Source organism: Salinimicrobium oceani (genome assembly GCF_012037645.1).
On sequence record NZ_JAAVJR010001074.1, the window covers coordinates 1 to 364 of the forward strand.

1 protein-coding gene is annotated in these 364 nt (G+C 37.9%); it reads left to right on the top strand.

Annotated elements, in window-relative coordinates; translation table 11 throughout:
- On the top strand, positions 1-344 hold a 344-nt coding region (locus tag HC175_RS20840), incomplete at its 5' end, for a glycosyltransferase (RefSeq protein WP_168139899.1).
- Positions 345-364: the final 20 nt, after the last annotated feature.

Here is a 364-nt window from a genome sequence, read left to right on the forward strand (position 1 = left end):
TTGTCGATAATCCATTGGCCTATATCAAGGCGGCTGATGTTCTGGTGCTTCCCAGCATTATAGAAGGATTGCCTGGTGTATTGTTAGAGGCTATGTATTGTAAAACTCCTGTAGTAGCTTATGATGTGGGAGGTATTTCAGAAATTGTTTTACCTCATACAGGAAGATTAATCCCGAAAGGAAATGAGCACGCGTTTGCTACTGCAATTCTCGATACTTTTAATTCTCCTGACAGTTCAAAAATTGAAAATGCTTATAAGTTGGTTCTTAGAGACTACCTAAATGCCAAAATCGCCAAAGAATTTCTTCACGCTTACAACAGTCTTATAGCGTCTAAAAATTAGAATGAATGGCAATTCAGAAG